This window comes from Metabacillus litoralis (genome assembly GCF_003667825.1).
GTDB lineage: Bacteria > Bacillota > Bacilli > Bacillales > Bacillaceae > Metabacillus > Metabacillus litoralis_B.
In genome coordinates this window covers 2537466-2561942 of record NZ_CP033043.1, presented here as the reverse complement: position 1 = coordinate 2561942, position 24477 = coordinate 2537466, and the positions used below count along the sequence as shown (strand labels likewise).

26 protein-coding genes and 1 other annotated feature are annotated in these 24477 nt (G+C 35.4%); of the genes, 19 read left to right on the top strand and 7 right to left on the bottom strand.

Annotation, left to right across the window (positions count from 1 at the left end):
- The first annotated feature begins 1 nt into the window (after position 1).
- The 12 genes from recO to D9842_RS12735 all read left to right on the top strand — a co-directional run bounded on the left by recO (position 2) and on the right by D9842_RS12735 (position 13215).
- The gene (gene recO / locus D9842_RS12790) at positions 2–754 is read left to right on the top strand and encodes a DNA repair protein RecO (RefSeq protein ID WP_121662874.1); all 753 of its coding nucleotides are present in this window, start codon (positions 2–4) and stop codon (positions 752–754) included.
- 56 nt (positions 755–810) lie between these two features.
- Positions 811–984: a binding site (T-box leader), on the top strand.
- A 155-nt stretch (positions 985–1139) separates the two neighbouring features.
- Positions 1140–2030 carry a glycine--tRNA ligase subunit alpha gene (gene glyQ / locus D9842_RS12785; RefSeq protein ID WP_121662873.1) on the top strand — a complete coding sequence of 297 codons (891 nt, stop codon included), beginning with the start codon at positions 1140–1142 and terminating at the stop codon, positions 2028–2030.
- Positions 2023–4086 (top strand): glycine--tRNA ligase subunit beta, encoded by a 2064-nt coding sequence (gene glyS, locus D9842_RS12780; RefSeq protein WP_121662872.1) that lies wholly within the window; start codon positions 2023–2025, stop codon positions 4084–4086. Before glyQ ends, glyS begins: the two co-directional genes overlap by 8 nt.
- Positions 4087–4409: 323 nt before the next feature.
- On the top strand, positions 4410–5039 hold the full coding sequence (locus D9842_RS12775; protein ID WP_121662871.1) for a transcriptional regulator CcpN: 630 nt from the start codon (positions 4410–4412) through the stop codon (positions 5037–5039).
- A gap of 31 nt (positions 5040–5070) precedes the next feature.
- A complete protein-coding gene (locus D9842_RS12770) occupies positions 5071–5883 on the top strand; it encodes a pyruvate, water dikinase regulatory protein (protein WP_121662870.1) in 813 nt (270 codons plus the stop codon).
- A 330-nt stretch (positions 5884–6213) separates the two neighbouring features.
- Positions 6214–6690 (top strand): YaiI/YqxD family protein, encoded by a 477-nt coding sequence (locus tag D9842_RS12765; RefSeq protein ID WP_257536069.1) that lies wholly within the window; start codon positions 6214–6216, stop codon positions 6688–6690.
- Between the two features lie 32 nt (positions 6691–6722).
- Positions 6723–8549, top strand: coding sequence for a DNA primase (gene dnaG, locus D9842_RS12760; protein WP_121662868.1), 1827 nt, complete (start codon positions 6723–6725; stop codon positions 8547–8549).
- A 123-nt stretch (positions 8550–8672) separates the two neighbouring features.
- Positions 8673–9794: an RNA polymerase sigma factor RpoD gene (rpoD, locus tag D9842_RS12755; protein WP_121662867.1), complete on the top strand. Its 1122-nt coding sequence runs from the start codon at positions 8673–8675 to the stop codon at positions 9792–9794.
- A 121-nt stretch (positions 9795–9915) separates the two neighbouring features.
- On the top strand, positions 9916–10452 hold the full coding sequence (locus tag D9842_RS12750) for a hypothetical protein (RefSeq protein ID WP_121662866.1): 537 nt from the start codon (positions 9916–9918) through the stop codon (positions 10450–10452).
- Between the two features lie 442 nt (positions 10453–10894).
- Entirely contained in the window at positions 10895–11257 is a 363-nt protein-coding gene (gene cccA / locus D9842_RS12745) for a cytochrome c550 (RefSeq protein WP_121662865.1), read from the top strand.
- Between the two features lie 123 nt (positions 11258–11380).
- The gene (locus tag D9842_RS12740; RefSeq protein WP_121662864.1) at positions 11381–12094 is read left to right on the top strand and encodes a tRNA (adenine(22)-N(1))-methyltransferase; all 714 of its coding nucleotides are present in this window, start codon (positions 11381–11383) and stop codon (positions 12092–12094) included.
- Positions 12094–13215: a Nif3-like dinuclear metal center hexameric protein gene (locus D9842_RS12735; protein WP_121662863.1), complete on the top strand. Its 1122-nt coding sequence runs from the start codon at positions 12094–12096 to the stop codon at positions 13213–13215. Before D9842_RS12740 ends, D9842_RS12735 begins: the two co-directional genes overlap by 1 nt.
- Positions 13216–13262: 47 nt before the next feature.
- On the opposite strand, the gene D9842_RS12730 is transcribed toward D9842_RS12735, so the two are convergent.
- Both D9842_RS12730 and D9842_RS12725 read right to left on the bottom strand, forming a co-directional pair.
- Positions 13263–14210, bottom strand: a complete 948-nt coding sequence (locus tag D9842_RS12730; protein WP_121662862.1) for a 4-hydroxy-3-methylbut-2-enyl diphosphate reductase — start codon at positions 14208–14210, stop codon at positions 13263–13265.
- Between the two features lie 152 nt (positions 14211–14362).
- Positions 14363–15013, bottom strand: a complete 651-nt coding sequence (locus D9842_RS12725) for a YqfQ family protein (RefSeq protein ID WP_121662861.1) — start codon at positions 15011–15013, stop codon at positions 14363–14365.
- A gap of 354 nt (positions 15014–15367) precedes the next feature.
- Here D9842_RS12725 and D9842_RS12720 point away from each other — a divergent pair, with 354 nt between their 5' ends.
- Together D9842_RS12720 and D9842_RS12715 are read left to right on the top strand one after the other, a co-directional pair.
- Positions 15368–16684 (top strand): DEAD/DEAH box helicase, encoded by a 1317-nt coding sequence (locus tag D9842_RS12720; protein ID WP_121662860.1) that lies wholly within the window; start codon positions 15368–15370, stop codon positions 16682–16684.
- Between the two features lie 13 nt (positions 16685–16697).
- Positions 16698–17591 carry a deoxyribonuclease IV gene (locus tag D9842_RS12715; protein ID WP_121662859.1) on the top strand — a complete coding sequence of 298 codons (894 nt, stop codon included), beginning with the start codon at positions 16698–16700 and terminating at the stop codon, positions 17589–17591.
- A gap of 121 nt (positions 17592–17712) precedes the next feature.
- Here D9842_RS12715 and D9842_RS12710 read toward each other — a convergent pair whose 3' ends face one another.
- The gene (locus D9842_RS12710; RefSeq protein ID WP_098797472.1) at positions 17713–17967 is read right to left on the bottom strand and encodes a DUF2624 domain-containing protein; all 255 of its coding nucleotides are present in this window, start codon (positions 17965–17967) and stop codon (positions 17713–17715) included.
- Positions 17968–18150: 183 nt separating this feature from the next.
- On the opposite strand from D9842_RS12710, the gene D9842_RS12705 reads away from it, so the two are divergent.
- Genes D9842_RS12705 through D9842_RS12695 form a run of 3 tightly spaced genes read left to right on the top strand, consistent with a single transcriptional unit; the run spans position 18151 to position 20177 of the window.
- Complete coding sequence (locus D9842_RS12705; RefSeq protein WP_121662858.1) at positions 18151–18912, top strand: metal ABC transporter ATP-binding protein; 762 nt, start codon at positions 18151–18153, stop codon at positions 18910–18912.
- Between the two features lie 15 nt (positions 18913–18927).
- Positions 18928–19773 (top strand): metal ABC transporter permease, encoded by an 846-nt coding sequence (locus D9842_RS12700; protein WP_121662857.1) that lies wholly within the window; start codon positions 18928–18930, stop codon positions 19771–19773.
- Positions 19770–20177 carry a zinc uptake transcriptional repressor Zur gene (locus D9842_RS12695; protein WP_121662856.1) on the top strand — a complete coding sequence of 136 codons (408 nt, stop codon included), beginning with the start codon at positions 19770–19772 and terminating at the stop codon, positions 20175–20177. Before D9842_RS12700 ends, D9842_RS12695 begins: the two co-directional genes overlap by 4 nt.
- 233 nt (positions 20178–20410) lie before the next feature.
- Here the strand turns inward: D9842_RS12695 and D9842_RS12690 are convergent, their stop codons facing one another.
- Positions 20411–20986 (bottom strand): hypothetical protein, encoded by a 576-nt coding sequence (locus D9842_RS12690; protein WP_121662855.1) that lies wholly within the window; start codon positions 20984–20986, stop codon positions 20411–20413.
- A 138-nt stretch (positions 20987–21124) separates the two neighbouring features.
- Between D9842_RS12690 and D9842_RS12685 the strand changes: the two genes are divergently transcribed.
- Complete coding sequence (locus D9842_RS12685; protein WP_121662854.1) at positions 21125–21511, top strand: DUF4190 domain-containing protein; 387 nt, start codon at positions 21125–21127, stop codon at positions 21509–21511.
- A gap of 79 nt (positions 21512–21590) precedes the next feature.
- Positions 21591–21794, top strand: coding sequence for a hypothetical protein (locus D9842_RS12680; protein WP_121662853.1), 204 nt, complete (start codon positions 21591–21593; stop codon positions 21792–21794).
- 39 nt (positions 21795–21833) lie between these two features.
- On the opposite strand, the gene ispG is transcribed toward D9842_RS12680, so the two are convergent.
- The 3 genes from ispG to D9842_RS12665 form a co-directional block, all read right to left on the bottom strand.
- Entirely contained in the window at positions 21834–22931 is a 1098-nt protein-coding gene (ispG, locus tag D9842_RS12675; protein ID WP_180320439.1) for a flavodoxin-dependent (E)-4-hydroxy-3-methylbut-2-enyl-diphosphate synthase, read from the bottom strand.
- 152 nt (positions 22932–23083) lie between these two features.
- Positions 23084–23416, bottom strand: a complete 333-nt coding sequence (locus D9842_RS12670; protein ID WP_121662851.1) for a LysM peptidoglycan-binding domain-containing protein — start codon at positions 23414–23416, stop codon at positions 23084–23086.
- 151 nt (positions 23417–23567) lie between these two features.
- A complete protein-coding gene (locus D9842_RS12665; RefSeq protein ID WP_121662850.1) occupies positions 23568–24347 on the bottom strand; it encodes a DUF1189 domain-containing protein in 780 nt (259 codons plus the stop codon).
- Positions 24348–24477: the final 130 nt, after the last annotated feature.

The window sequence follows — 24477 nt, the reverse complement described above, 5'->3', positions numbered from 1 at the left end:
TTTGCTTCAAAAATGTGAAGGAATTGTTATACGATCTACCGATTACGGTGAAACAAACAAAATAATAACATTATATACGAGAGAACTTGGGAAAGTTGGGGTTATGGCTAGGGGCGCTAAGAAACCTAATAGTCGCCTTACGTCAATCACCCAACTTTTTACGTATGGGACGTTCCTATTTCAAAAATCTAGTGGTTTAGGTGGTCTACAGCAGGGAGAAACAATTTTGTCATTTAGAAGTATTCGAGAAGATATTTTTTTAACAGCATATGCTTCATACCTAGCTGAGTTACTAGACAAAAGTACTGATAACCTAGACAGAAACCCTTTTTTATTTGAATTATTAAAACAAACCCTTCAATATCTAGATGAAGATGTAGATCCGGATATTCTGATTCATATTTTTGAAATGAAAATGTTACCAGTATTAGGGCTGCAGCCTCAGCTTAATGCTTGTTCCATTTGTGGTCAAAAAGATGGAACATTTCATTTTTCGATACGAGAGGGAGGCTTTTTATGTCATCGATGTTTTGAAAATGATCCTTATCGATTACAGATATCTCCGATGACAGTAAAGCTCCTTCGTCTTTTTTATTATTTTGATTTAAACCGATTAGGAAATATTTCTGTCAAACAGGAGACGAAGAATGAATTAAAAATGGTCATCAACTCCTATTATCAGGAATATACAGGTCTAACAATTAAATCAAAGCGTTTTTTAGATCAAATGGATTCTTTAAAGGGAAAGTTATAGAAGGACATTGTTGACATTAGAACAATTTTCAATTAAGATGCAAATATAATTTAACAATTGTTGCGTTGAAGGAAAGAAGTAATTACGATTACTCAATGATAGCGACCTTAGGATGGTGAAAGCTAAGGATTGACCCGTAATGAAAGGCGTTCTGGAGCATATTCATTTAAAGTGGCTTATACATATATAAGCAATTAGGGTGGAACCGCGGGCTAGCTCCCGTCCCTATGTCATTAGTCTGACATAGGGACGGGAGCTTTTTTCATTTAAAAGACTGTTATCAAGGCAGTGTCCTTCGAGTCAGTTTTAAATAAGACCACAAAAGTCATGCTGTTTAAACCCAAAAGCAAAAACTTGTTTTATAAATTAATGGAGGTGTATAAAGATGAATATTCAAAATATGATTCTAACGTTGCAAAAGCATTGGTCTGATCAAGGCTGTGTGCTTATGCAAGCATACGATACTGAGAAAGGTGCAGGAACTATGAGTCCTTATACGTTCTTAAGAAGTATAGGACCAGAGCCATGGAAGGTGGCTTATGTTGAACCATCTAGAAGACCTGCTGATGGACGTTATGGGGAAAACCCTAACAGACTTTATCAACACCATCAATTTCAAGTGATAATGAAGCCTTCACCAGACAATATTCAAGAGCTTTACCTTGATTCATTACGTGCTTTAGGAATTAATCCATTAGAGCATGATATTCGCTTTGTTGAGGATAACTGGGAAAACCCTTCGTTAGGCTGTGCTGGTTTAGGTTGGGAAGTATGGTTAGATGGAATGGAAATCACTCAATTTACTTATTTCCAACAAGTTGGTGGGTTAGAGTGTAAGCCGGTTTCAGCTGAAATCACGTATGGTATTGAAAGGCTGGCATCTTATATTCAAGATAAAGAAAATGTATTTGACTTAGAGTGGACTGATGGATACACGGTGCGTGATATCTTTTTAATGCCTGAGTATGAGCATTCAAAATATACCTTTGAAACGTCTGATACGGATATGCTTTTTCATTTGTTCTCAACCTATGAAAAAGAAGCTATGAGACAGATGGATGAAGGTCTTGTCCATCCTGCATATGATTATGTTTTAAAATGCTCTCATACATTTAATCTTTTAGATGCAAAAGGGGCGATCTCTGTTACTGAGCGAACAGGCTATATTGGTCGTGTAAGAAACTTAGCTAGAAAAGTCGCAAAAACATTTTATGAAGAACGAGAAAAATTAGGCTTCCCTATGTTACAGCAGGAAGGAGGAGCAAATCATGAGTAAGAAAGATTTATTAGTAGAGATTGGTTTAGAAGAAGTGCCTGCACATTATGTGACAGATGCAATGAATCAATTTGCAGACAAATTAACAAAATGGCTTGATGAAAAACAGTTATCACATGGTGAAGTGAGAACTTATTCCTCTCCCCGCCGTATAGCCGTATTAGTAAAAGATGTGCTAGAAAAACAGCCTGATATTGAAGAAGAAGCAAAAGGGCCTGCTAAAAAGATTGCTCTTGATGAGAATGGCAATTGGTCAAAAGCTGCAATAGGCTTTACAAAAGGACAAGGCGCTTCTGTTGAAGATATCTACTTTAAGGAAATTAATGGCGTTGAGTATGTCCACGTTCAAAAATTCACAAAAGGGATAGAAGCAAAAACATTATTAACAGAGGCTAAACAATTAATAACGGGATTAACATTCCCAAAAAACATGCGTTGGGGAAGCCAAGAATTACGATATATCCGACCAATTAAGTGGCTTGTAGCCTTATTTGGACAAGAAGTCATTCCTTTTGAAATTGCTGGGGTAAAAACAGATTCATATACATATGGTCATCGTTTTCTAGGAGAGAAAGTTGAAATTGCGATGCCTTCATTGTATGAAACGGTATTACTAGAACAATTCGTTATTGCAAATCCTGTAAAAAGAAAAGAAGCAATAAGTCAGCAGTTGTCAGATCTAGAACAGGAACATAGCTGGGTCATCCCGGTTGACGAGGATCTCTTAGAGGAAGTAAACAATCTTGTTGAATATCCAACTGCTTTGTTTGGGAAGTTTGAACAAGAATATTTATCGTTACCAGATGAAGTGTTGGTTACAACGATGAAGGAACATCAGCGTTATTTCCCAGTAAGAAGCCAAGCTGGAGAATTACAGCCATATTTTATTACGGTAAGAAACGGTGATCAAAACCATCTTGAAAATGTTGCAAGAGGTAATGAAAAAGTGTTACGTGCACGCCTTTCTGATGCAAATTTCTTCTATAAAGAAGATCAGAAGCTCAATATTGAGGATGCCGTAAAAAAACTTGATAAAATTGTTTTCCATGAAGAGTTAGGAACTTTAGGAGAAAAGGTGAAACGAGTTGTTAGCCTTTCTGGCAAATTAGCAGACCTACTTCAAGTACCTTCAAATGAAAAGCAAGACGTGGAAAGAGCTGCGTCTATTTGTAAGTTTGACTTGGTTACACATATGGTATATGAATTTCCTGAGCTTCAAGGGAAAATTGGTGAAAAGTATGCGAGACTAAGCGGTGAAACAGAAGAAGTTTCTCGAGCTATTAATGAGCACTATATGCCAAGACATGCAGAGGATGCAGCACCTACTTCAAATGTTGGGGCAATTGTTGCATTAGCTGACAAGTTAGACACAATTGTTGGGTTTTTCTCCATTGGGAAAATTCCAACTGGGTCACAGGATCCGTATGCTTTAAGAAGGCAGGCAAGCGGAATTATTCAAATTCTTTTATCGAAGCAATGGACAATTGCTTTGCCAGAGTTATTTGAGCTTGCACTACCTTTTTATGGTGATAAAGGTTCTACTGAAGCGAAAGAAGAATTAAAGTCATTCTTTAGACTAAGATTAAAATATCGTTTAGCCGAAGAAAACATTCGTTATGACTTAAACGATGCGGTTTTAGAATCATCTATACTTGAGGTGAATTCACTTGTTGCACGTGCTAAAGTTCTTCAAGAGGCTTCGGTTGAACCTGAATTTAAGGAAACTGTTGAGGCACTGGCTCGTGTGATGAATATTGCTAAAAAAGGAAATAACTTAGATATTAATGAAGATTTATTTGAAAGTGAGCATGAAAGATCACTTTATAAGGCATATCTTCAAGCAGTTAATCAGTTAAACAATTTTAAATCTGTAGAAAAGATCCGAGAAAATTATGTTATTTTAGCAGAATTGAAACCGGTAATTATTGATTATTTTGATCATACAATGGTTATGTCAGATGATGAAAATGTAAAGGCGAATCGTCTGGCCCAAATGGTCAAACTATCTCAATTAATAGAATCCTTTGCAAAAATGAATGTCATTTTAGTAAAGTAATGATTAAATAGGAAGGGACTGACTTAATCTTTGTCAGCCCTTTTTCTTTAGCTACAAGGTATTAAAGCTGAACAATATGCTTTTCATAATAGGTAGATAGTATATAATCGACATATGGATAAAAACCATTTGATGCCTTATCTAAGTATTAATGTGTTATACACAAGAGATTTAATGTTATTATATTAATTAAGGATCTTTTATAGATTGTTATTAAGAGGCTCTTTGATCCGCTGTTTAAGGTTGATTTAGCGGAAAATGAGCAACCTTGCAAAGTGTTTGGAAAAGCCATAATGAAATAATACATATCTAATAGTAAGGCGGTGAGTCTTATAGAACTAAATAAAAGGCAAGAACAAATTGTCGAAATCGTTAAAGCTAATGGTCCAATTACAGGCGAACAAATTGCTGATCAATTAAATTTAACGAGAGCTACCCTTCGTCCGGATTTAGCTATTTTGACAATGGCTGGATATCTAGAGGCACGACCACGTGTAGGATATTATTTCACAGGTAAAACAAATACCCATTTGATTATGGAAGAGCTAAAGAGTCTTCAAGTTAAAGACTATCAATCCATTCCAATTGTTGTAAATGTTAATGTTTCTGTTTATGATGCCATATGTATGATGTTCCTAGAAGATGTTGGAACACTATTTGTAGTTGATGAACAATCGCACTTAATAGGAGTTCTTTCTCGTAAGGATTTACTTCGAACAAGTATTGGAAAGCAGGAACTTACGACGATCCCGGTAAATATTATCATGACACGAATGCCAAATATAACTGTTTGTAGACCTGAAGATTATATTATAGACGTAGCTCAAGTTCTCATAGAAAAACAAATCGATGGTTTACCGGTTGTAAAAGATACAGATCAGGGTCTTGAAGTTATTGGGAGAATTACGAAAACAAATATGACGAAAATACTTGTTAGCTTTCTTAATGAATAATATGGCTAACTGTTGAAATGGGGAATAGAATATGAGTTATCAATTGATTTATGTAGTTTCGGACTCTGTAGGTGAAACTGCTGAACTAGTAGTTAAGGCAGCGGCAAGTCAATTTAATGGAGCATCAGCTAATACGAAAATCAAAAGAATTCCCTACGTTGAGGATAGAGGAACAATTATTGAGGTTCTTTCGTTGGCAAAGCAGGAAAAAGCTATTGTGTGCTTCACATTAGTTGTACCAGAATTAAGAGAATTTCTAATTGAAGAAGCAACTAGACAAGGTGTTGTTTATTATGACATCATTGGTCCTCTTATTGATAAGATGGAAACTTCATATGGGATAACTGCAAAATATGAGCCAGGAAGAGTACGAAAGTTAGACGATGATTATTTTAAAAAGGTTGAAGCTATTGAATTTGCTGTTAAATACGATGATGGCCGTGACCCAAGAGGAATATTAAAGGCTGATATTGTTTTAATAGGCGTGTCCAGAACTTCTAAAACTCCACTTTCTCAGTATTTAGCTCATAAGCGGTTCAAAGTGGCAAATGTACCGATTGTTCCAGAGGTTGAGCCACCTGAAGAGCTTTATAAGGTCTCAGCACAAAAGTGTATCGGATTACGTATCATGCCGGAGAAATTAAACAATATCCGTAAAGAAAGGCTAAAATCATTAGGTTTAAATGATGAGGCCTTTTATGCGAATATTGATCGCATTAAAGAGGAATTGAATTATTTTGATAAAGTGGTTGAAAAAATAGGCTGTAAGGTTGTGGATGTTTCAAATAAGGCGGTTGAGGAAACGGCAAATATTATTGCTAACTTTATGAATAACCAAAATTAAAGACTGGTAAAGGGAATAAATTCCAAGGGGTGGCTGTAATAGTCATCCTTTTCCTTCGTGTTCTTTGTTTCATTTGTCAAATGGTGATATTTTACGATTGATTACGACAAAAAAACAATAGAAATTTATGAACCTTTGTATTATAATAAAAAATTGTGATAAAAAATACTTTTTTTAGGTTTAGAACTTGACATATGGGAATAAACTATTAATTGTAAACTGTCAAGATATTATATAAAAAAATTTTCGACAAAAGGAATTTTAGAACGTTCTCTCGAATAGTAACGATCAAAGGTGTGAAATAAGAAGGAATTTTCGGAGTGATGTAGAATAGAGAAATATGACGAAAAAAATAAAAAAATTTATGTAGATGCTGATGCTTGTCCAGTTAAAACGGAGATTATGGATCTTGCGGGAAAGTATAACATTCATGTCATATTTGTTGCTTCTTATAACCATACAACAGGTAGAACTTATGGAGGAGAATGGGTTTTTGTTGACACGGGTAAAGAAGAAGCTGATTTATACATAGTAAACCACGTCAATAAAAACGACATTGTTATTTCGCAAGACATTGGTTTAGCGGGCTTATTAATAAGAAAAGATGTTATTTTCATTACCCCAAGGGGAAAACAATATACAGAAGCTAATCTTGATACAGCTCTTCAATTTCGCTACTTGTCTGCCATGGAAAGAAAAGGAGGCAAATATACGAAAGGACCAAAAAAGTTTACAGATGATGATACTTTAAATTTTATCACAAATTTAGAAAAAATTTTGTCGAAACATGCAGGAGAACTTGAATAAATATCGAATATCTGTAATACGGAGTTGTTAGCATGGGAAATCGAATTCCCGAGGAATTACTCGAAAAAATACAAAGAACTTCTGACATTGTTGATGTAATAAGTGAATATGTTCAATTGAAGAAACAAGGACGGAATTATTTTGGGTTATGTCCATTTCATGGTGAAAAGTCACCTTCGTTCTCTGTTTCAGCTGATAAGCAAATATTCCATTGCTTTGGATGTGGTGCTGGAGGGAATGTCTTTTCTTTTCTTATGCAACATGAAGGATATACTTTCATAGAAGCAGCACAGCACTTAGCAGACAAGGCTGGAATCGATTTGCCTTCCATTTCGCCAGTTGATCAAAATCAAGGGAAAGTTGCTTCGAAAAGTACTGATAAAATGGTTGAAGCACATGAGCTGTTAAAGAAATTTTACCACCATTTGTTAGTAAACACAAAAGAAGGTCAACCTGCATTAGATTACTTATTGAACAGAGGATTTACAAAAGAAACAATCGATGCGTTTGAAATAGGCTATTCTTTAGATTCTTGGGACTTTATTTCTAAGTTTTTGGAAAAAAGAGGGTTTGATCTTTCATTAATGGAGGAAGCAGGATTACTTGTTAAAAAAAACAACTCTGACAATGAATTTTTTGACCGTTTTAGGAATCGAATCATGTTCCCAATTATGGATCATCATGGTAATACAATTGCTTTTTCAGGAAGAGTGCTTGGTGACGAAAAACCTAAATACTTAAATAGCCCAGAGACGAAAATATTTAATAAAAGCAAGCTGCTTTATAATTTTCACCGTGCAAGATTACATATTCGAAAAAATCAACAAGTTGTCCTATTCGAAGGATTTGCGGATGTTATTTCTTCAACACGTGCTGGAGTAGAACAGGCCATTGCGACAATGGGAACCTCTTTAACAGAAGAACAGGCAAAGATCATACGAAGAAATGTGTCTGAAGTCATAATATGTTATGATTCTGATTCTGCCGGAATTGAAGCAACCATGAGGGCCTCTAAGATATTAAAGGCAGCAGGATGTAAAATAAAAGTTGCGATGGTCCCAGATGGTATGGACCCTGATGACTACATCAAAAAGTTCGGAGAAGAGAAATTCAAACATGATGTAATAGGGGCAAGCGTACCGATCATGACATTTAAGATGACTTATTATCGAAGAGGAAAAAATCTTCATAATGAGGGGGAAAGACTTCAATATATAGATTCTGTTCTTTCCGAACTATCTAGAATTGAGAATGCTGTTGAAAAAGAAATTTACTTAAAACAATTATCCTCGGAATTTGACCTGTCAATGGATGTATTGAAGGAGCAAATTTTTCAGAAGGAAAAACAAATAAGTAAACAGCAACCTCCGCAGCAACAAAATAAAATGTCTCAGCAGCAGCCAAAAAGAGTCCCTATTCAATCAAAACGGTTATTACCAGCATTTCATACGGCTGAAAGAATGTTGATAGCACATATGCTAAGAAGTAAAGATATTGCTGAAAAGGTTCTTGATCGGCTTGGTCTTCAATTTAATATTGAAGAGCATAGGGCTATTGTCACTTATTTATATGGTTTTTATGAGGAAGGAAATGAAGAAAATGTAAGTTCTTTTCTTTCTAGATTACCAAACCCTGAATTACAACATACCGTATCCAACATTGCGATGATTACCTTAAACTCTGAAGTAAGTGAACAGGAGTTATCTGATTATATAAAACAGGTGTTGAATCATCAAAAAATGTTAATGATAAAAGAAAAAGAAACTGAAAAAAATGAAGCTGAACGAAATAAGCAATTTAAAGAAGCGGCTCAGATTGCAATGGAAATTATTCAATTAAAACAAGCTCTAAAATCATAATAAGTAAGCAATTGATGATGCGGTTAATGATAGACCAAGTCATCTTAAATAAAGGAATACTACCTAAAAAACAGTAATCCAAATGCTTATCTTAAGATGGTAAGTCTGGAAGGAGGGGATCCTATGGCTGATAAACAAACCCATGAAACAGAAGTAACCTTTGAACAGGTGAAAGATCAGTTAACTGAAATTGGGAAAAAACGTGGAGTTTTGACATATGAAGAAATTGCGGAACGTATGTCTAACTTCGAAATCGAATCAGACCAAATGGATGAGTATTATGAATTTCTTGGTGAACAAGGTGTTGAACTAATTGGTGAAGCGGGTGAAGATGTTGAAGATGCTGATCCAAATATCCAAGATCTTGCTAAGGAAGAAGAATTTGATCTAAATGACTTAAGTGTTCCACCTGGAGTTAAAATAAATGACCCTGTAAGAATGTATTTGAAAGAAATCGGCCGTGTTGATTTATTATCAGCTAATGAAGAAATTAATTTAGCTAAGCGTATTGAGGAAGGCGATGAAGAAGCAAAGCGTAGACTTGCTGAGGCTAACCTTCGTTTAGTTGTAAGTATTGCTAAGCGCTATGTTGGTCGTGGGATGTTATTCTTAGATCTAATCCAAGAAGGTAATATGGGGTTAATGAAGGCTGTCGAAAAATTCGACTATGAAAAAGGTTATAAATTTAGTACGTATGCTACTTGGTGGATTCGCCAAGCAATTACACGTGCAATTGCAGACCAAGCCCGTACAATCCGTATTCCAGTTCACATGGTTGAAACAATTAATAAATTAATTCGTGTTCAACGTCAATTATTACAGGATTTAGGAAGAGAACCGACTCCGGAAGAAATTGGAGAAGATATGGAACTAACTCCTGATAAGGTAAGAGAGATTCTAAAGATTGCTCAAGAGCCTGTGTCGTTAGAAACTCCAATTGGTGAAGAAGATGATTCACATTTAGGAGATTTCATCGAGGATCAGGATGCTACCTCACCTTCTGAACATGCTGCTTATGAATTATTAAAAGAGCAACTTGAAGATGTGCTAGATACCTTAACAGACCGTGAAGAAAACGTATTGCGCCTGCGCTTTGGACTTGATGATGGAAGAACACGTACTCTTGAAGAAGTAGGAAAAGTATTTGGTGTAACACGCGAGCGTATTCGACAAATAGAAGCAAAAGCGCTTCGTAAGTTACGTCATCCTAGCCGCAGTAAACGTCTAAAGGATTTCTTAGAATAGGATAAGGGCGGACAGAATTGTCCGTCTTTTTTCTTGTGCAAAAGGATCCCTTTAAAATTTTCATTTACAAGCCCTGTTTTCCTTTTTAAAATAAAGGAAACAACTTATTAAGGATGACTACATGAATAGAGAAAAGAAAGATATTATTATTAGCGAGATTAAATATTGGAAAGAAAATAAGTTGCTTCCTGACACTTACTGTAATTTTTTACTTGCCCTTTATACAGAAGGCACCCATGATGAAAAGGGACAACGAGTAGATAAAACAAAGAGACCTAATGTGGCGATTATTGGAATTGGTATTCTTAGTTTTCTTCTTCTTTGTTCTCTTCTTGTCACCTATTTTACTGAATTGTCTTTTGTTTTGCAAACAGTTACAACAGGAATATTTGTTTTAGCTTCGGGACTTGTTACCGCTTACGTAATTAGAAAAAAAGCTGCATTTCAAATTCCGTTAGTAATCACTTTTGTGCAACTATTAGTTAGTTCCATAACAATTGTAGATTTTGTTGTGAAAGGGACTGACCTTTGGGTTGTTTTGACAGTTGTTTGTAATTGTTTGCTCTGGGTTATAACTGGGAAGTTATTTCGTATCTATTATTTGCTTGTAAGTGGTATAATAGCCCTCTTTATCGTTATCTTAAGTATTATATTTTGAGTGTATTTACTGGATATAATGTCAACAAAGAATTACGCTTACATTTAACTATTGTCTGTTTTTTGTCTAAAGTGTGAAAAACATGGAGATGTTAAAAGATAGGTCTTTTCCTATTTCAAAAATTACAGTAAAATAGAGGTTGTTTATAAAAATTGTACTTATGTTGATTATCCAGCAGTACCGGGCAGTAGAACCCTATGAGAAATGTAGCTATATTGTTCATTTTGACTATATGTTGATTATCGAAAGTATTCTAAGGGGCAGCGACCACCCATGGATAAGAAATCAGCCATCAAAATAACAAAGCTAAAAATGAAAGTAGATAAAAGAATTATCGGAGGGGACTGCTCGTAAGACAGACGATAATTCTACTCATCATTAGAGGCAATGATATGTTGCCAATGATGAAAAGGCTCACTATTTACATAAGGGAGGTTACATGATGAATCGCAATCCACTTATTCCATTTTTATTAATTGCTGTGCTAGGAATCGGCCTTATGTTCCTTTTATCTTTTAAAGGTATTGGCGATCATGAAGAACTAGCTAGTGGCGGAGAAGAAGAACCAAAAACGGAAGATGTTGCAAACGCTACACCGGAAGAAATTTACCAACAAAACTGTATTTCATGTCATGGACAAAACTATGAGGGTGGAGCTGGTCCTGCACTTGTAGGCGTTGGTGAGAAAATAAGTGTAGATGATATTAAAACAACACTTAAAGAAGGTAGAGGAATTATGCCTGCTGGTCTTGTTCCAGATGAAAAGCTGGACGAAATGGCTGAATGGGTATCTCAAATTAAATAACCTACAAATAAAGAAGTCCTTTGCATCTGTGAAGGACTTTTTTTATACTTTTAAATAGGAGCTTTTGGACAAGATAATGATGTCCAAGAAAATGTAGAATAACGAATTGTGGTGACTAACTTTATGAATGAATTAAAACTATCAAAAAGACTTGAAACTGTTGCATCTTATGTCCCAAAAGATGCGATCTTTGCTGATATAGGCTCGGATCATGCTTATTTACCTTGCTACTCTATCTTACAAGGGAAGGCTAAGGCTGCGATTGCCGGGGAAATTACAGATGGTCCTTATTTATCTGCTAAAAATCAAGTAATGAGATGTGATCTGACTAATGTAATATCTGTAAGACAAGGTGATGGACTTTCAGTAATAGAGGACGGTGAGTCTGTTGACTGTATTACGATTGCAGGTATGGGTGGTGCACTAATTAAAAAGATTTTAGAAGAAGGAAAAGCAAAATTAACAGGTGTTACTCGTTTAATCCTTCAGCCTAACATTCATGCTATTTATATACGTGAGTGGTTAGTAGAAAACGGATGGGAGCTTATTGAAGAAGAAATTTTAGAGGAAGATGAAAAGCTTTATGAAGTACTAGTAGCGGAAAAAGGTGAAGCAAAGCGTCCATATAAACATTATTCTTATGAAGCTGGATTGTTATTAGGACCAATTTTAGCTAAGGAGAAATCAGAAACATTTCAAAAAAAATGGTCTGGGGAATATCAACATTGGAAATCCATCATTGCGAAACTTGAAGAAGCTGGACATACATACGAAAAGAATGAGAAATATCAAGAAATAATAAAGCAAATGAAGCTGGTAGAGGAGGTTCTTAGCTAATGACTAAAATACCAAATGGCTATGAAGTCATTCAATTGTTTGAGTCATTCTCACCAAAAGCATATGCTGTTGAAGGAGATAAAATTGGGCTTCAAATTGGTAGTTTAAACAAAAAAGTTAAAAATGTGATGATTACATTAGATGTAGTTGAATCTGTTATTGATGAAGCGATCGTTCAAAATGTTGATCTAATAATTGCTCATCATCCTCCGATATTTAGACCAATTAAAACTCTATCAACTGAAACCACTTATGGAAAAATGCTTGAAAAGTGTATCAAACACAACATTGCGATTTATGCAGCGCATACTAATTTGGATGTAGCAATTGGAGGGGTTAATGATTTATTAGCGGAAGCATTGCAATTAACCAATTTAGAGGTGCTTGTTCCCACGTATGAGGATCAATTAAAGAAGCTGGTGGTGTTTGTACCTGATACTCATGAAAAAGTGGTGAGAGATGCGTTAGGAAGTGCAGGAGCTGGTCATATCGGTGCCTATAGTCACTGTTCTTTTTCAGCTAAAGGAGAGGGAAGCTTCTTGCCTCTAGATCAGTCAAATCCTTTCATAGGTGAAAAGGGAAAACTTGAGTATGTAGACGAACACAGAATTGAAACAATTTTCCCGCAATCAATTCAAAAAAAGGTCATTCAAGCTATGTTGAAATCACATCCTTATGAGGAGGTAGCTTATGATATATATCCAGTAGAACAAAAGGGTGAAGTTCTGGGCCTAGGGCGAATTGGGAAATTAAACAAAGAACTAACTCTTCAGGAGTTTGCTGAACATGTTAAAACCTCTTTGCATGTTGAATGTGTAAAAATGGTTGGAAAACCAGATGCGAAAATTAAAAAGGTAGCCGTTTTGGGTGGCGATGGCAATAAATATATCCAACAGGCAAAATTTAAAGGTGCAGATGTTTATGTTACTGGAGATCTTTACTTCCATGTTGCACATGATGCTATGATGATGGATTTAAATGTTATAGATCCTGGTCATCATGTGGAAAAAGTGATGATTAATGGAGTTTCTAAAAAATTAGGAGAATTATGCTTGAACGAAAAGTTTGATGTGAAGGTCTTTGGATCACAGGTCGATACAAATCCATTTAAATTTGTATAGAATAAGAAAAATCCCATTCATTTTTGAATGGGATTTTGTTTCTTAAATTAAGAATTTTTCACCTTTACTTTTGGAAGGATCTTAGATAATGGAACTTTATGATCCAAACTCCATGTTGATTCGTCCTCTGGATTATATTGTTCTAGAAACTGAATAACCTTCTTCGTAATAGGTGTTGGAGTGGATGCTCCTGCAGTTATTGCAACAGTTTTCACATCTTTTAACCACTCTAGTTTAAGCTCACTTATATCTGAGATTCGATATGCTCTTGTGCCGGCAATTTGCTCAGATACTTGTGCTAATCGATTTGAATTATTACTTTTCGGGTCACCTACAACAATTGTTAAATCTGCTTCTTTTGCTTGTTCAGCAACAGCTTCTTGACGGACTTGAGTAGCTAAGCAAATTTCGCGATGAATTTCAACATGCGGAAATTTTTCTTTTACTTTTTCCATAATGTCGGCAACATCCCATTGACTCATTGTTGTTTGATTCGTAACAACTAATTTTTCATTTTCAAGTGAGAGTTGTTCCACATCTTCAACTGATTCGACAAGATGCACAATTTCAGGTGCCACCCCAACAGCACCTTCTGGCTCAGGGTGCCCTTTTTTGCCGATATAAATTACGTTGTACCCTTCTGCTTCTTTTTCACGAATAAGGTCATGTGTTCTAGAAACATCCGGACATGTGGCATCAATTGTAACAAGTCCTTTTTCCTTAGCAAGCTTTCTTACTTCAGGTGATACTCCATGGGCAGTAAATACAACCGTTCCTTTATCAACCTTTTCTAAGATTTCTAAGCGGTTTTCCCCATCTAAAGTAATAATGCCATCCTCTTCAAAGGCATCTGTTACATGTTTATTATGGACAATCATCCCTAAAATGTAGATAGGTCTAGGTAAAGATTTATCTAATGCTGCGTTTTTTGCAATAACCATTGCATCAACAACACCATAACAATAACCGCGTGGAGCGATTTTAATTATATCCATTATATTGCCTCCTTAAGAGATCAAATAGAGAGCTGACAAATGATCGACCCTTTGTCCCTGCTTCTACTGAAAAAAAAGCCGCTAAACGGCTCTTATTTCTCACAATCTCTTAATATTATAACGAAATTCAGGAAAGAATACAAAGAGGAATATTAGATATACATTTTTGGCTGAGAGCTTCTTGGCGTTGGTTTACGCTTTTTGGTTTCAGTAGATTGCATAACTTCTTCAGATTTACTTGGAGACTCTTTTTTAGTTGTTTTTTTACCAACGTTTTGCTTTGTTGACTGATTAGACTGTTCTGTAACAGTGGCTGCTTGCGTTGTTTCATTTGTGGAATCGTTTGACCCATTATCATTACTGCTGTTTAGCTCACGATAAATCTTTACCATGGCCGGAAGATTCTTTACTAATGGACCGTATTGTTGGACCATTGGTGTTACTTGCTGTGCCATTCCTAACACACGTTGCACATTTCCAAGCATTCCTGAAATGTTTGAAGGATTCATCAGTCCTTGAAGAGACCCGGTGGCTCTGGTTGCGTTTGAAGCGGCATTTGCACCACCAATAAAGCTTTGGGGGTTTATCCCTCCTCCAGCTGCACCTTGTGAGCCTGGCAATATTTTCGAAAGTATACCTTTTAATCCACCGCCACCACCAGCACCTCTAGCAGCCATTTGCAATCCTAATTGTCCTCTGCCCATGAATGAGCCTGGATTTGCTTGTCGTCCCATCGGAATTTGCCCTTGTTGCGGGAAGTAACCTCTGGAATTCATAGGAGGCATCGGTCTTTGCTGAAACATAAAAATTCCTCCTTTCAAAGTTCGTTACCCTGTTTTAGACTATGCATTTAAAGGTCAATTGGTTTCTGTTACATAAAAAAATGAAAAAATGTTTTACATGAGTTATTTTCATAATTATGACTCTTAAATCAAAAAACGAACATTTTTCTTCACCTTGAACATGTTAATAATCAATACACGGATAAAAACATTAATAAATGTGAAATTCATACGTTTTTTGGTAACAAATGATACATTATAAAATTGATTCACATAATTTGAGTTTTTTATTCAATAAGGTATAATCTAATGATGGACTGATAAAGTGTCGATTTATGTATAAAATAAGAACTTTATCAAAAAGGAGAGATACGGATGGAACAAACAAAATTTGAGCGTTTTTCATTAAAGCCTTTTATTATAGAAGCGATCACAAAAGAATTAAAATTCTTTGAGCCAACTGAGATACAGGAGCGATTAATTCCCTCTATTTTAAGAGGTGAAAGTGCAATTGGACAATCACAAACAGGTACAGGTAAAACGCATGCCTACTTATTACCTTTAATCAATCAAGTTGAACCAGATCGACCAGAGGTACAAGTTGTGATAACAGCTCCGACGCGAGAACTAGCTTCACAAATTTACAATGAAGTTGGAAAACTTATTTCTTTTTCACCAGATGATATATCTGCCAAGCTTTTTATTGGTGGTACAGATAAACAAAGAACGATTGAAAAACTAAAAAGCCAACCACAAATTGTTGTAGGTACACCAGGTCGTATAAATGATCTTGTAAAAGAAAATGCACTAATCATTAATCGGGTTCGCTCATTTGTCGTTGATGAAGCAGATATGATCCTGGATATGGGGTTTATAAAAGATGTGGATATGATAGCAGGGCAAATGCCTGATAAATTACAAATCTTAGTTTTTTCCGCGACAATCCCAGAAAAGCTGAAACCATTTTTGAAAAAGTATTTGGCAAATCCTAAATTTACACATGTAGCTCCTAAACAAGCGACTGCAGCAAAGATCGAACATATTCTTGTTCCAGTTAGGCATCGCGATAAGATAAAGCTTGTTCATGACATGCTTAAGGATTTTAATCCTTTTTTAGCCATTGTTTTTACAAACACAAAAAGAAATGCGGATGAGTTGGCAGATGCACTCATTGAAAAAGGTTTAAAGGTCGGAAGAATTCATGGTGATTTATCTCCGCGAGACCGGAAGAAAATGATGAAGCAGATTAATGATCTTGAATTTCAATATGTTGTTGCAACTGACTTAGCAGCACGTGGAATTGATATTAAAGGAATAAGTCATGTTTTAAACTATGAAATTCCTACTAATGATTTAGAATTCTATATTCATCGTGTTGGAAGAACAGCTCGTGCAGGTAGTTCGGGAGTTGCTGTCACTTTATACGAGACTTCTGATGAAGATGCCTTAAATAAGCTTGAGAAGCAAGGAATTGAATTTATTAATAAAGATTTTGTTGGTGGAGAATGGCGCGAAATTGATGACAGAAAACGCCGTCAAAATCGAAAAAGAGTAACAGACGAGGTAGATGCTTTAGCCAAAAGCATTGTTCAAAAACCTAAAAAGGTAAAACCAGGCTATAAAAAGAAGATGGGCCGAGAAATGGAACAAATTAAAAAGAGAAAAAGAAGGTTAAACAAAAAACAAAAATAGGGAGAGAGAGTAAATGCTGAAAATTGGTTCACATGTGTCAATGAGCGGGAAAAAAATGCTTCTTACATCTAGTGAAGAAGCTGTATCATACGGTGCCAATACATTTATGGTATACACTGGTGCCCCTCAGAATACAAGACGTAAAAAAATAGAAGATTTGAATATAGAAGCCGGTAAAGAACATATGAAGGAGCATGGAATCGATGAAATTATTGTACATGCCCCTTACATTATTAATATTGGTAACTCAACAAATCCGGCAACCTTTCAATTAGGTGTTGATTTCTTACGCTCTGAAATTGAAAGAACTCAAGCAATTGGCGCAAAGCAAATTGTTCTTCACCCTGGTGCACATGTAGGTGCTGGAGCAGATGAAGGGATCAGAAAAATTATCGAAGGCTTGAATGAAGTTCTTGAACAAAACCAAGAAGTTCAAATTGCACTTGAAACAATGGCAGGTAAAGGTTCTGAATGTGGACGTTCATTTGATGAGTTAGCGAAAATTATTGATGGTGTTACACATAATCAACATTTATCTGTTTGCTTTGACACATGTCATACGCATGACGCTGGTTACGATATTGTTCATGATTTCGATGGTGTGTTAAAAGAGTTTGACTCCATTATTGGACTTGATCGGATCAAGGTTCTTCATATTAATGATAGTAAAAATCCAATGGGAGCTAGGAAGGACCGTCACGAAAACATTGGGTTTGGACATATTGGCTTTGAAGCACTTAGTCATATTGTTCATCATCCATCTTTAATGGATGTTCCAAAAATATTAGAAACTCCTTTCGTTGGGGAAGATAAAAAGTACAAGAAGCCTCCTTATCAATTTGAAATCAATATGTTAAAAGAAAAAACATTTGATGAGGGACTACTAGATAAAATAGCAAATCAGTAACAATTAGGGAGGGAGCTGCAATCAGCTGCTCTCTTTTTTATGGTAAATAAAAAGGAACAGTAACAAATATGTACTGTTCCTTGAAATAACTTGATTGCTTTCTATGTTTCTAAGTATATGGTCAATTAGTGAATTTCTGAAATAGTTGATTAACCTGCTGTGCTGTTTGTGGAGAGGTAATGGATGCAATTTGCGATAACAGCTTTTTTCTTTCATTCACATTAAAGATGTTGATATTTTTTCCATTCATTGCTTTTACGACTTCGGCTGCTTGGGCTCGACCTATTGAAATATTAAATTGTTTGGCATATTGCATAAGTTCCTCAACAGAAATGTTGTTTAACTTTTGATTAATAATTTTTTGAAATAAGATCATTTTCAAACCTCCTCTCAAACAATGTATGGAGATTTGATCTAAAATGTGCTGTTTTTTTACAAGTGATTATCCTTTACTTTTAAGTAAGATTCCTGTACAATTTTTATGTTATAAATAAGAATACCTTTTATATGTATTTTTATTAAATCGGAACGATTCTTAAATCGTAAAGGATGAAGAAAGATGAATCAACCTATAGTAGAAATAAAACATGTAGATTATACGTATGAACGACAAAAAGTTCTTGAAAATATAAATTTAACGATTGAACAAGGAAGCTTTCTTGGTCTTGTTGGTCCAAATGGATCTGGTAAAACAACATTATTAAAATGTCTATTGGGCTTATTGAAACCCCAACAAGGTGAGATTAAGCTCTTTGGTCAAACTATCCAAAAGTTTAAAAATTGGCATGAAATCGGGTTTGTTTCGCAAAAAGCAAATAGCTTTAACACAGGATTTCCTGCTTCAGTTTTTGAGGTCGTTTCTAGTGGATTAACTTCAAGACTCGGATTGTTTAAATTTATGAATCAACAAGATCGAAAGCGTGTGTGTGAAGCGATTGATGCTGTTGGATTAAGTGAATTTACAAAAAGGAACATCGGAGAGCTGTCAGGAGGGCAACAACAAAGAGCTTTTATTGCAAGAGCAATTGTTAGTGATCCTAAATTATTAATTTTAGATGAGCCAACTGTAGGGGTTGATGCGAAGACAGTTCAAAATTTCTATGATATGCTTCTTACCTTAAATAAGGATTTAGGCATTACCCTAATATTAGTAACTCATGATATTGGAACAATATCAGATAAAGTGTCCCATGTTGCTTGTATTAATAAGCATCTGCATTTTCATGGAAACTCAAAGGAATTTGAATTATTAAAGGACGATGAGATGTCTGACTTTTATGGACACTCTCTACATGTGTTATCACATGATCACTCCCATTAATGGAGGATATACAAGATGTTAAGTAGTCTTTTTGAATATGAATTTTTACAAAATGCATTTATATCAGGAATGCTTATTGGCTTAATTGCGCCTTTATTAGGTGTTTTCGTTGTTGTAAGAAGAATGTCTCTTATAGCGGATGCATTAAGTCATGTTACTTTGGCAGGAATTGCAGCAAGCTTACTGCTTGAAAAGAAAGTTTCAGCTTTTGCCGGTCTGAATCCTATTTATCTTGGCATGAGCTTTTCTGTTATAGGCTCACTTTTTATTGAGAAGCTAAGAACAGTCTATAAACATTATCAAGAGTTGGCTATTCCAATTATATTATCAGCAGGTGTTGGAATCAGTGTGATCTTTATTTCATTAGCAGATGGCTTTAATACGGATTTATTTAGTTATTTATTTGGAAGCATAAGTGCTGTTAGTAGAACCGATATGCTTGTTATCCTAGGAATTACTATTTTAGTCATTAGCATTGTTTTTATACTCTATAAAGAGCTTTTTTTATTATCGTTTGACGAGGAGCATGCTAATGCATCTGGTATTCAAGCAAAGTCCATTCATTTTATTTTTATTTTCATGCTTGCTCTTGTAATTGGTGGGTCCATGAGGATTGTAGGGATCTTATTAGTATCCTCACTTATGACACTTCCGGTTGCAGCAAGTATTCGAATTGCAAAAGGATTTAAGCAAACAATCTTCTTTTCTGTACTATTTGGCGAATTATCTGTTATTATTGGATTATTCCTAGCCTATTATTTAGACTTAGCACCAGGTGGGACTATTGTTATTTTGTCAGTGCTTATTTTAATATTGACAATCTTATGGACTAAATTGACAAAGGGGAAAGTAGTTTCATGAACGTTCAAGAAGCTCTCGACTTATTGAAAGACAAAGGATACAAATATACAAGTAAGCGTGAGGAAATGCTTCAACTTTTTGCAGATTATGATAAGTATTTAACGGCAAAAGATGTTTTGGAATCTTTGAAAGACAATTATCCTGGATTAAGCTTCGATACAATCTATAGAAATTTATCTTTATTTGCTGAACTTGGTATTTTTGAAATGACTGAATTGTCCGGGGAAAAACATTTCCGTTTTACATGTGATAGTAAACATCATCACCATCATTTTATTTGCTTAAAGTGTGGAAAAACAAAGGAACTGCCAGGTTGTCCGATGGGAAATTTGGACGATTTAAATGATTATGAAATAAGTGGACATAAATTTGAAGTGTATGGTAAATGTCCTCAATGTCATTAAAAAAGCTCTGACATGTGTCAGAGCTTTTGTCTTTGTTTAGGAAATGAAAAGCAGCTTTAATTGTGGATAACGCTTCGACATCCAGCTCCAGCAGTCTGACTTTTTGGCTAAAAAGTCAGATACCTAGCCCCTCGAGGTCATAAGCCAATTTAGAATAAAGGGCCAAAAAACGACTTCTATTCTAAATCGTCTTATGCTGGTCGGGGCTGAACGAGTCTCTTGCGCTTTTGTCTTTATAAAACCTTTACATCATACCATTGATTTACCCAATTCTTTGCTTCAAGCCAATCATTCACCCGAATGACTCCACTAGGAATCGGCTCTTGATTGTAAGGCGTATTAAACAAAATAACAGGAATTTGATGTTCCTCACTAATCATACAGGCATTATCATGCTTGTCCTCAAAAAAGATGGAGATCTTATTATTCTTTACAGCTTCAAGCTTATCATGACTTCCTACCAGTTCAATATGGTGGTAAGAAATGTCTTGATCTTTAAACCAGTTGTGCGTGATATCCAACAAATGCTTTCTCCTTGCACTGATAAATAATAATTGATGCTGATGCTTCCATTCATTTAAGACATTTTTAGCATGAAGGGCTAGTGGAGCTTCTTTGTAAATGATGGGTTCAAATTTATCCATCCAAACCCAAAATTCTTCCTCCGTAATATTGAGGACTTTTGTTAAGTCATATTGATTTAAATCTTCGTACGTTAAAGATTTATTAAATGATTTATTTAAATACGGGACAAATGTTCTTGGATCTGTAACTGTTCCATCAATGTCTATTCCTAGTCGTAACATCATGTTCTCTCCTTCGTTGATTCCTACTAATAAGTGTAACATAATGAATTTTTAAACGAACAGAAAAGTTTTACAGTTATAGTTTTTCACTCTTTGCTCATAATATTAATGCTCCTTTAATTCAGAAAGGATGGGATCTAAATGGCAGACGAAAATAAGTTCAATGAACGAGATCGTTTTGACAATCCTGATTATAAGGGGATTACGCCGCTAGATCGAGAACTTGAGAATTATGAAACCGAATCAGCTGCTGAGATTGCAGCCCCAATCAATATGGGTCGTACAAACGCTACTGTTAACACAGAAGCAGACCGAGGGGAAGCTGTAGGAGAAGGAAGAGGAATGGGCTTTCTTGCCCTTGCCCTATCCATTATCTCATTGTTCATTTTACCTGTCATATTAGGAGCAGCAGGTATTATTGTCGGCTTTATTGCACGTAGACGAGGTGCTACTGGAACCGGTGCATGGGCAATTGGTATCGGTGCCTTATCGATTATTTTAGGCATCTTTGTTATGCCGTTCTTCTAGGAAAAGAAAACTAACTGAAAGAGGGATTGACCTATAGGTCAATCCCTCGTTATGTAAATCGGATCAGGAGGGATTTAATTTGGGAGAGAAAGAAGCAATTCATACGGTTAAGGCATCTATTCATAATGGAGTAAAATCAACTGAGTTAGAAAGTGATGCGTATAATGCCAATATGGCTATTCAAGAGCGTTTTTATGGTGATAAACCGTTTGAAGACGATATCGATACTTCTTTATCAAACAATGCCAATATTGGAGCGGTTATTCTTCCTGAGGATGAGTAATAAAAAAGGAATCGGTGGGTTACCGATTCCTTTAAAATGTTATGCTTTCGATTTCTCAGCCTCTTGTTTTGCATAGTGCTCTTCAGCAATTTTATCAATTTCCTTTTTTAATTCCTCTACCATAGTTTCTTCAGGTACTTTGCGCACAATTTTCCCTTTACGGAAGAGTAGACCTTCACCACGGGCCCCAGCGATCCCAATATCCGCTTCACGAGCTTCTCCGGGTCCGTTAACAGCACATCCTAATACAGCAACTTTGATTGGGGCCTTAATTTTTGCGATATATTCTTCCACTTCATTTGCAATGCTAATGAGGTCAATTTCGATACGACCACATGTTGGACAAGAAATTAAAGTAGCAGCATTCGCTGCTAATCCAAAGGATTTTAACAACTCTCGAGCAACTTTTACTTCTTCTACAGGATCAGCACTTAGCGATACGCGTACTGTGTTCCCAATTCCTTTACTTAAGATGGCACCTAAGCCAGCAGCACTTTTTACCGTCCCGGCAAATAATGTCCCCGATTCTGTAATTCCTAAGTGCAATGGATAATCGAATGCTCTTGCAGCTTTATCGTAAGCCTCAATAGCAAGATTTACATCTGAAGCCTTCATCGATACAATGATGTCATGAAAATCTAAATCCTCTAAAATTTTAATATGATGAAGAGCGCTTTCTACCATACCATCTGCAGTAGGGTATCCATATTTCTCTAAAATACGTTTTTCAAGAGAACCAGCATTTACACCAATTCTTATAGGTATGTTACGTTCTTTTGCAGCTTTTACGACAGCTTCAACTTTTTCTTTTCTACCGATATTTCCTGGGTTAATTCTTATTTTATCCGCTCCGCCTTCAATAGCTTTTAGAGCAAGTTTATAATCAAAATGAATATCAACTACTAGTGGTATATTAATTCTCTTTTTTATTTCAGCAATTGCATTTGCCGCACGCTCATCAGGACATGCAACACGTACAACTTGGCAACCAGCTTCCTCTAGGCGGTTAATCTCAGCAACGGTTGCTTCGACATCATGTGTTTTCGTTGTTGTCATACTTTGAATAACAACCTCATTATTTCCACCGATTGTTAAATTACCAACTTTAACGGGTCTGGTTTTCGTACGATGTATGATTTCACTCACGTGTAAATCGCTCCTTAACAATAAGTTTAAACCTTCGACAATCTTATCCAATATTTATGATACTTGACTACGTTTTATTTTACTAGTAATTATACTTACCAACCCTCATTTTACAGTGATGGGTGAGAAATGACAAGAATGATCTATGGATTATAATTTGGAAAAGTATATTTTTTCCCAATCATAATTTCTTCTGCATCCATTTTAGGATTTAAGGTTTCGAAATCCTCAATTACTTGTTCAATTGATACAGGGAGGGTTCCATGATGCTTTTCAATAATGGATAATACTGTGTCTCCCTGTTTTACTGTCATTTCAAAGCTCGGGATTTTCGTTTGCTGTTTATCTATACTAGTAGAGGCTACTACTTGTGCTGTTGATGTTTTATTTGTAACTGGAAGTGTGCCAATTTGGAAGTCGTAATAGATAATGTACAAAAGAAATAATCCGATTAGAATAGTTGAGAATCGCTTCATGATTGCCTCCCAGGTTTTTTTATATATTCTATATTACACTCTATGTTTTGCACCGAAATATTATGTTAAAAATAATAGAGTTAATAGAATAGACCTGATAACAAAAATCGCGGAATAAAGAAACTAAAAAAACGCGGGGAATCCGCGTTTTTTATGCTTCATTTATTTTTTTCTTAATAGAAGGCACTTCCTTTAAGACTAAATAGATAACAATTAAATGAACAAACCAGTTAATCAAGAATCCACTTGGTACAATAACCTGTAGACTATCCATTATAAAGAAAAAAACGGTTGCAAGTGTTGTTGAGTAGGCGGCCATAACCCAAACCTGCTTGAAGTTAAGTTTCCTTTGTAAGCTGTTTTTAATGGCTAAACCCAGCAATGCTAAAAAAGTTACTTCTATAAACTTAACAAAAGCTCCGAATAAGTACATCACAACAAATAATATAGTTAAAACAATAGGTAGAAGTTGATTAAACTGTGAAGTGATTTCCGTTAAATCTTGCTTTGTTATTGACATGTTCAATAGGCTATATTCGTATGATTGTGCTTGCCCGTTTGCAGAGAACACAAATCGATCGCTCAAAATACCAATAGCATTTTGCTTTGCCTCGATTTCTTCTACACCGAAAGCGCCTGATTCATCTAATATAATGATAAAATCATCTACTTTTATTTCTATGGGCTTTTCAGTGTCAGCTGATAGAAGGCCATCTTCAATAATAAAGTCGGGAAGTTCATTTTGTAATGTTTGATCAAACCCTTTGATACCCTCACTCAATCCAGTGGAAAAGTGATAACCAGTCGGAATTGTACTAAGTAACGATAAGATAAAGACATATAAAATAGTTTTTCCTATTCCCTGAAATCGAAAAGTGGATATGGTTTTGGGTGAGTATATGCTAGTATATAACTGTTTAAAAACGTTCATGTTATGAAACACATCCTTATAATTTATACGTCTTATATTTTATAGATGAAAAAGAAATATGACAAGGAATGAAGTTATAAGTTAAGGTTTATTTTTAAATTTAGAATCTTTTGTAAAGTTTTTATAAATT

Bases quoted from the DNA above. Each gene is read 5' to 3' on its own strand.
- D9842_RS12730 (WP_121662862.1), bottom strand. From the start codon at position 14,210: ATGGATATAATTAAAATCGCTCCACGCGGTTATTGTTATGGTGTTGTT.
- D9842_RS12740 (WP_121662864.1), top strand. From the start codon at position 11,381: ATGAATGAATTAAAACTATCAAAAAGACTTGAAACTGTTGCATCTTAT.
- D9842_RS12685 (WP_121662854.1), top strand. From the start codon at position 21,125: ATGGCAGACGAAAATAAGTTCAATGAACGAGATCGTTTTGACAATCCT.
- dnaG (WP_121662868.1), top strand. From the start codon at position 6,723: ATGGGAAATCGAATTCCCGAGGAATTACTCGAAAAAATACAAAGAACT.
- glyS (WP_121662872.1), top strand. From the start codon at position 2,023: ATGAGTAAGAAAGATTTATTAGTAGAGATTGGTTTAGAAGAAGTGCCT.
- D9842_RS12720 (WP_121662860.1), top strand. From the start codon at position 15,368: ATGGAACAAACAAAATTTGAGCGTTTTTCATTAAAGCCTTTTATTATA.
- cccA (WP_121662865.1), top strand. From the start codon at position 10,895: ATGAATCGCAATCCACTTATTCCATTTTTATTAATTGCTGTGCTAGGA.
- D9842_RS12670 (WP_121662851.1), bottom strand. From the start codon at position 23,416: ATGAAGCGATTCTCAACTATTCTAATCGGATTATTTCTTTTGTACATT.
- rpoD (WP_121662867.1), top strand. From the start codon at position 8,673: ATGGCTGATAAACAAACCCATGAAACAGAAGTAACCTTTGAACAGGTG.
- D9842_RS12695 (WP_121662856.1), top strand. From the start codon at position 19,770: ATGAACGTTCAAGAAGCTCTCGACTTATTGAAAGACAAAGGATACAAA.
- D9842_RS12690 (WP_121662855.1), bottom strand. From the start codon at position 20,986: ATGATGTTACGACTAGGAATAGACATTGATGGAACAGTTACAGATCCA.
- D9842_RS12735 (WP_121662863.1), top strand. From the start codon at position 12,094: ATGACTAAAATACCAAATGGCTATGAAGTCATTCAATTGTTTGAGTCA.
- D9842_RS12665 (WP_121662850.1), bottom strand. From the start codon at position 24,347: ATGAACGTTTTTAAACAGTTATATACTAGCATATACTCACCCAAAACC.
- D9842_RS12770 (WP_121662870.1), top strand. From the start codon at position 5,071: ATGAGTTATCAATTGATTTATGTAGTTTCGGACTCTGTAGGTGAAACT.
- D9842_RS12725 (WP_121662861.1), bottom strand. From the start codon at position 15,013: ATGTTTCAGCAAAGACCGATGCCTCCTATGAATTCCAGAGGTTACTTC.
- glyQ (WP_121662873.1), top strand. From the start codon at position 1,140: ATGAATATTCAAAATATGATTCTAACGTTGCAAAAGCATTGGTCTGAT.
- D9842_RS12750 (WP_121662866.1), top strand. From the start codon at position 9,916: ATGAATAGAGAAAAGAAAGATATTATTATTAGCGAGATTAAATATTGG.
- D9842_RS12710 (WP_098797472.1), bottom strand. From the start codon at position 17,967: ATGATCTTATTTCAAAAAATTATTAATCAAAAGTTAAACAACATTTCT.
- D9842_RS12715 (WP_121662859.1), top strand. From the start codon at position 16,698: ATGCTGAAAATTGGTTCACATGTGTCAATGAGCGGGAAAAAAATGCTT.
- D9842_RS12705 (WP_121662858.1), top strand. From the start codon at position 18,151: ATGAATCAACCTATAGTAGAAATAAAACATGTAGATTATACGTATGAA.
- D9842_RS12700 (WP_121662857.1), top strand. From the start codon at position 18,928: ATGTTAAGTAGTCTTTTTGAATATGAATTTTTACAAAATGCATTTATA.